At 75.5% G+C, this 4932-nt stretch carries 5 protein-coding genes and 1 pseudogene; 4 read left to right on the top strand and 2 right to left on the bottom strand.

From position 1 onward, the window contains the following. Window positions 1–219: 219 nt before the first annotated feature. Window positions 220–993 (top strand): class I SAM-dependent methyltransferase, encoded by a 774-nt coding sequence (locus C1A33_RS20005; protein WP_101832968.1) that lies wholly within the window; start codon window positions 220–222, stop codon window positions 991–993. A gap of 37 nt (window positions 994–1030) precedes the next feature. On the opposite strand, the gene map is transcribed toward C1A33_RS20005, so the two are convergent. Beyond that, window positions 1031–1798 (bottom strand): type I methionyl aminopeptidase, encoded by a 768-nt coding sequence (gene map / locus C1A33_RS20000; protein WP_101832967.1) that lies wholly within the window; start codon window positions 1796–1798, stop codon window positions 1031–1033. Window positions 1799–1892: 94 nt separating this feature from the next. Between map and C1A33_RS36825 the strand changes: the two are divergent. The 3 genes and pseudogenes from C1A33_RS36825 to C1A33_RS19985 all read left to right on the top strand — a co-directional run. Continuing rightward, window positions 1893–2126: pseudogene (locus tag C1A33_RS36825) on the top strand (helix-turn-helix domain-containing protein); the annotation flags it as partial. A gap of 158 nt (window positions 2127–2284) precedes the next feature. Then, window positions 2285–2671, top strand: a complete 387-nt coding sequence (locus C1A33_RS19990; RefSeq protein WP_101832965.1) for an ArsR/SmtB family transcription factor — start codon at window positions 2285–2287, stop codon at window positions 2669–2671. A gap of 688 nt (window positions 2672–3359) precedes the next feature. Next, a complete protein-coding gene (locus tag C1A33_RS19985; protein ID WP_165818480.1) occupies window positions 3360–4313 on the top strand; it encodes a hypothetical protein in 954 nt (317 codons plus the stop codon). Between the two features lie 18 nt (window positions 4314–4331). Here C1A33_RS19985 and C1A33_RS19980 read toward each other — a convergent pair whose 3' ends face one another. Continuing rightward, window positions 4332–4757 (bottom strand): PPOX class F420-dependent oxidoreductase, encoded by a 426-nt coding sequence (locus C1A33_RS19980; RefSeq protein WP_101832963.1) that lies wholly within the window; start codon window positions 4755–4757, stop codon window positions 4332–4334. Between the last annotated feature and the right edge of the window lie 175 nt (window positions 4758–4932).

Here is a 4932-nt window from a genome sequence, read left to right as displayed (position 1 = left end):
CTCGTGCTGCCCAAGCGGACCAGCCCCCGCGCCACCCTCGCCATCGCCCGCCATCCCCCGCCCGCGCACGGGGCGGGTCAGGGGCCACCGGAGAGGGCGTAGGACAGGAGACCGTCCTCGTCCCAAGTGTCGCATCGCCTGGGCACCAGACGTGACCTGCGGTCGTATCGGGGGCACAAGCCCCCGCGGGCGGGAGGTCAACCGTGGCACGATCCCGACATGGTGGACCGGTCGGACGACGGCGATACGTTGATCGACGAGGCCGCGGCGGCACCGGTCGACGACTGGGACTTCTCCTGGCTGGCGGGGCGGGCCAGCGAGCAGCGGCCGTCGTGGGGGTACGCGCGGGCGATGGGCGCGCGTCTGGCCCGGGCCGGGATCGCCCTCGACATCGAGACCGGCAACGGCGCGGTCCTCGCCGGCGTGCCGCGGCTCGCGGCGACCCGCACGGTGGCGACCGAGTCCTGGCCGCCCAGTCTCACCCGCGCGGCCGCGCGACTGCGGCCCCGCGGGGTGACGGTCATCGCCGCGGACGCGGGGACGTCGCTGCCGTTCACCGCGAACACCTTCGATCTCGTCGTCAGCCGTCATCCGGTGGCGACCTGCTGGCCGGAGATCAGCCGGGTGCTCGCGCCGGGCGGCACCTACTTCTCCCAGCAGGTCGGCCCGGCGAGTGTGTTCGAGCTCGTCGAGTACTTCCTCGGCCCGCAGCCCGCGCGGGTACGTGCGCGGCGCCATCCCGACCGGGCGCGCGCCGCCGCGCAGGCGGCCGGCCTCGACGTCGTCGACCTGCGTAGCGAGTGGCTGCGCACCGAGTTCCACGATGTCGGCGCCGTCGTCTACTTCCTGCGCACGGTCGTGTGGATGGTCCCCGGCTTCACCGTCGAGGCCTACCGGCCCCGGCTACGCGACCTGCATCAGCACATCCGCGCCCACGGACCGTTCACCGCGCGGGCCACCCGCTACCTCATCGAAGCCCGCAAACCGGCCTGAACCAGCGCGGCGAGGGCCATGGTGGGCGGCGTGTGGCTCAGGCGACGGTGAGCAGGCGGGGGCCGTCGGCGGTGATGGCGACGGTGTGCTCGACGTGGGCGGCGCGGGAACCGTCGGTGGTGTGCAGGGCCCAGCCGTCGGGGGCGGTGCGGTAGGTGTCGCGCCCACCGGCGCAGAACATCGGTTCCAGGGCGAGGACGAGGCCGGGCTGCAGGCGCATGCCCCGGCCGGGGCGTCCGTCGTTGGGGACGGAGGGGTCCTCGTGCATGCGCCGGCCGATGCCGTGGCCGCCGAAGTCGCGCAGGATGCCGTAGCCGGCGCCGCGCCCGACCCCGCCGATGGCGGCGGCGATGTCCCCGAGGCGCCCGCCGGGCCTGGCGGCGGCGACACCGGCGGCGAGCGCCTCGGCGGTGGTGTCGATGAGCGCCTGGTCACCCGGGCGGGGGGTGCCGACGGTGAAGCTGATCGCCGCGTCGCCGACCCAGCCCTCAAGGATCGCCCCGCAGTCGATGCTGACCAGGTCGCCGTCGGCGAGGCGGGTGCTGCCGGGGATGCCGTGGACGACGACGTCGTTGACCGACGCGCAGATCACCGCCGGGAAGGGGGTGGGGGCGAAGCCGGGCTGGTAGTGCAGGAACGCCGGCGTGGCGCCGGCGTCGGCGATGACCGCGGCGGCGGCCTCGTCGAGGTCGCGGGTGCGCACCCCGACGGCGGCGGCGGCGCGGGCCGCGGCCAGGGCGCGGGCGACGACGGCGCCGGCGCCGGCCATCGCCTCGATCGCGGCGGCCGTCTTCAGTTCGACCATGACCCGGGGGTCCTTCCCGTCGTGGTGGCGCCGCCGGTGGGCCCAGCGACCCACCGGCGGCGCCAATAGAAATACCGGTATTACTATAGGGTCCATGGTGCGCACCGCGTTGACCAGGGCCGAGCGGGAGCGCGGCGAGCGGTTCGGGGCGCTGCTGCGCGAGGCGCGCGGGCAGCGCAGCATGGTCGAGATCGCCGCCGCCGCCGGCCTGTCCGCGGAGACGCTGCGCAAGATCGAGGCCGGCCGGATCGCCACCCCGGCGTTCTTCACCGTCGCCGCGCTCGCGGGCGCGCTCGGCCTGTCGCTGGACCTGCTCGCCGACGCCTGCGCCGTCCTGGACGCCGACGGTGGCGCCCACGGGGGCGCCGCGGCCGTCAGTGCCGCCGAGGACGCCGTGGTGGCAGCGGGCGATGCCAGGCGGGGCACGCGGGCGGGCGAGCACGGCCCGCTCCGCCCGGGTGTGCCGATCGCCGCGCGGGCGTACCTGTGAGCGCCTCGGCGCGGGCGAAGAACCTCACCCACCGCGATCCGGTGGGTGTCGGCCTGCAGGAGGCCCTCGACGCGCTCGGTGACCCGGTGCGCCGCCGTCTCGTGCGGGCGCTGGCCGCCGTCCCGGACTGGACGCTGCCCTGCGGGCAGTTCCCCGTCACCGTGAGCCCCGCGACGCTGAGCCACCATTTCACCGTGCTGCGCGCCACCGGCCTGCTCGAGCAGCGTGACGTCGGCTCGCGGCGGTTCAACCGGCTGCGCCGCCCCGAGTTCGACGCCGCCTTCCCCGGCCTGCTCGCCCTCGTCCTGTCCGAACCCGACCACCGCGATCCACACGCCCCGCTCGACACCGCACCCGGCGGGACTGAACCCGGCGGGGACTGAACCCGACACGGCCGCACGCGAGCGGGATGCAACCCCGACCGGTCGCCCCGCCGCCCCGCACGCCCCTCGATACGGGCATCGGCATCGGCGCGGGGTAGGGCGGCATCGGGGCAGGGTCGGGGGTCCCTGCGCGCGGGACGCCGCCGGTCGCGAGGACGGCGGTATGCCGGTTCGGCCAGTGCCGGTGGCGACCCCCGATCAGGCCGCGGCGGCCAGACGACGCACGCGGGTGGCGACGGGCGCCGCGGGGGAGCTGAGCTGGCCCGTACCGCTCGCACCTGGCCCGTTCAGGCCCCCATCCCCTCTACACCTGTCCCCCCTTGCACCGCAAGGGGATAAATGTCCCCTGTGGACAAGGTGGGGACCGGGGGGAGTTCGGCGAAGCTCTGTACAGACCCCCCTGCCGGCGCGGTAGCGTGCCCCACGTCACGTCGACGACCCGGTCCGGCCACGCACAGGCAGGACCCCTCACCTCGCGGACAGCGCCGGCGCCCAGGAGCAGGGTGCCGAAGCCGGATGTCCGCAGGGCGCGGGGACGCACGCGGGCGGCGCCAGACGCCCGTGCGAACCCGGCGCCGTCGTGACAGCCCGGGGGACGGGCGGCCAGGTGGCGGCCACGGGCGCACGGGGTACCTGCATGCCCGCGCGTCCCGTGAACGCCGCTTCAGCGTATGAGGGGATGCGGGGCATGGACGGCGTGGAGCTGATAGGCGGGGCGCTGCGGGACAGGTACGGCCTGTCCGACGCCGCCCGGACGGCCGCGACGATCTCCCGGGAGATCGCCCGCGCCGACCCCGACCCGCTCACCCTCACCGAACTCGACGACCGGCTGCACCGCTACGCCACGACCCTGTTCAACACGCCGCACACCGTGCTGCTCGGCCCCATCGTCGGTGACTGGCGCCGTGTGCAGGACGCGCTGGGTCGGCGGCTGTCCCCGGACGTGCACCGCGAGCTCACCCGCGCCGCCGGCTACCTGTCGTTCTACCTGGGGATCCTGTCCGCCGACAGCGGGGAGACGACCAGCGCGCGCCGGTTCGCCACGCTGAGCACCCAGTTCGCCGGCCAGCTCGACGACCGGCTGCTCACCGGCACCGCGCACAGCCTCGACGCGGTCATCGCCTACCTCGACGGCCGCCTGGAGACCGCCCGCGACGCCATCGCCCGGGCCGCGGCCGTCCACCACCCCTACCTGCACGCCTGGGCGGCCGGGCTCGCGGTGTCCATCGCCGCCACCGCCGGCGACCAGCAGACCCTCGACGACGCGCTGGCCCGCCTGCGCGAACGTCCCTACATCCGCGGGCTGCGCCACCCCGGCTGGCCGGCGTTCGACCAGGGCCGCGAGGCGTGCATCGTCGCCGACGCGATGAGCCGGCTGCACGTCCCCGGTGCCCGCTCCGCCGCCCAGCGCGCGGTGCGCCTGACCCTTCCCGGCACTGTCAGCCACGGCTGGGCGCTCGGCGCACTGGCCGCCACCCTCATCCACGAGGATCCGCGGGCCGCCGGGCGGCTGCTCGACGAGATGGTCGCGATCGGCGACGTGGCGCCCTCACGGCTGCTGGCCAACCGGGTGCACGAGATCCTCCTGCTCATCACCACGCCCCCGATCGACCACGCACCGCGCACCGCCGACATCATCTGAGCCGGGCCGGGCGCCGCGTCAGTCGGCGAGGTCGGCGAGGGCCACCACCGAGGTGGGGGTCAGGCGCACGAGCAGCTCACCGGGCACGCCGTTGCGCGCCCCGTACTGCTCGGCCAGCTCCTCACCCATGTAGCGGGCGGCGATCCTCGTCGCCCAGTGACGCACCTCGGTGAGCTCCTCGGACACGGTCACCGGCCCGGACAGGGTGACGAACGAGAACGGTGGCCGCTCGTCGTCGACGCACAGCGCCGCCTGCCCGTCGCGGCGCAGCGCCCGGCCCTTCACCGTCTGCGCGCCGGTGTTGAACACCACGTCGGCTCCGTCGAGCAGGAACCAGACGGGCGCGACGTGCGGGCGCCCGTCGGCCCGCGTCGTCGCGAGCTTGCCGGTCCGCGTGCCCTCGCTGACGAACCGCCGCCACTGGGACTCGTTCATCGTCGCCATGGGCGCACCCTAGCCCGCCGCCGGCCATCCGTCGTCGTAGGCGGACCGGGGATAACGGTGGGTGGCGCAGGCGGCCTGCTCGTCGCAGCCCTCCGGGTCGAGGGGGGCGGGGCTGGCGGAGATCGCGGAGGCGTTCGCCGACCGCGCCTACACGCCGGCCGGCACGCTGGTGTCC

It is taken from the genome of Frankia canadensis (genome assembly GCF_900197875.1).
GTDB classification, from domain to species: domain Bacteria; phylum Actinomycetota; class Actinomycetes; order Frankiales; family Frankiaceae; genus Frankia; species Frankia canadensis.
This window is presented reverse-complemented; position numbering and strand designations above follow the sequence as displayed.

Excerpts from the sequence above, each read along its gene's own strand:
- C1A33_RS20005 (WP_101832968.1), top strand. The coding sequence starts at position 220 with ATGGTGGACCGGTCGGACGACGGCGATACGTTGATCGACGAGGCCGCG.
- C1A33_RS19985 (WP_165818480.1), top strand. The coding sequence starts at position 3,360 with ATGGACGGCGTGGAGCTGATAGGCGGGGCGCTGCGGGACAGGTACGGC.
- C1A33_RS19980 (WP_101832963.1), bottom strand. The coding sequence starts at position 4,757 with ATGGCGACGATGAACGAGTCCCAGTGGCGGCGGTTCGTCAGCGAGGGC.
- map (WP_101832967.1), bottom strand. The coding sequence starts at position 1,798 with ATGGTCGAACTGAAGACGGCCGCCGCGATCGAGGCGATGGCCGGCGCC.